Genomic DNA, 889 nt, shown 5'->3' with positions numbered 1-889 from the left:
GGAGCCACCAGGGGAAACACCTCCATGAACATGGCTGTTTCCAATATTGGTGCCATTATGCTTTAAATCACTAGAATGGATGGAAACACCCTCACTTGAATGAAGAGCAATGCCATCATCCGAATGGAGTGAAACACTTCCACCTGCTTTCAGGGCAATGTTTTTTTCTGCACTTAAACTCAGGTCACCTTGTGAAATAATTTTGATGCCCTCTGCGGCTTGCAGTTCTAACTTTTTACCATCCCCTTTTATCGATACGCCATCAGAAATCGTGAGACTAAACTTTCCTCCTGATGTGAGGTGAAGGGCATAGCTGTTTTGTTCATCGTCATACTCAATGGTGGTTCCATCTGGATAAAGTGTCTTATGAAGATTGCCTTTATCGGCTGCTTGGTTTGCATCGGTATGAATAGAGCCAACAATCACCCCTTGTGATAAATCGCCTGATGATGAAACAACAACCACTTGTTCTCCAACATCGCGCCCTTCATAAGAGCGTGTTTTACCAGCACGGGCTTGGGTATCTGGAATCCAATCACTGACAAGATTTCCAGTTTTTACTCGATAGCGTGCGTTTTTATGGTCAACATGGCTAATTTTCCCTACCACAACCATATTGGCTACACGTCTCTTTAAATCGGTGATCTCTTTATCGCGTCGCTCTAACATGGTCACCTTCAATTTTATGGTATTTGTCTTTGTTTCCCATACCTGTTTCGGGTTTAAAACCGACAAGGGGTTCAACAACTCCTACGGTTGCCTTTCCTTCATCAGGGCAGGGGATATTGGTTATGTGCGGCACGTCAAAGGTTAAAATTGCACCATGGAGTGCTAGGGAACCATTATCACCAAAGGCAAAAGCAATATTTTGTAAGCGGCATGTCTCAAC

General features: G+C 43.8%; 1 protein-coding gene and 1 pseudogene. Both read right to left on the bottom strand.

Annotated elements, in window-relative coordinates; translation table 11 throughout:
* Nucleotides 1–669: phage baseplate assembly protein V (locus ACFIO5_RS10945; RefSeq protein WP_375705418.1), on the bottom strand; the 669-nt coding region annotated here is incomplete at its 3' end.
* Nucleotides 650–889 (bottom strand): annotated as a pseudogene (locus ACFIO5_RS10940) (hypothetical protein); the annotation flags it as partial. The pseudogene ACFIO5_RS10940 and the gene ACFIO5_RS10945, both read right to left, overlap by 20 nt.

Source organism: Bartonella sp. AA86SXKL (assembly GCF_042196885.1).
Note: the sequence above shows the minus strand (reverse complement) of the source record. Positions and strands in the feature narration are given on the sequence as shown.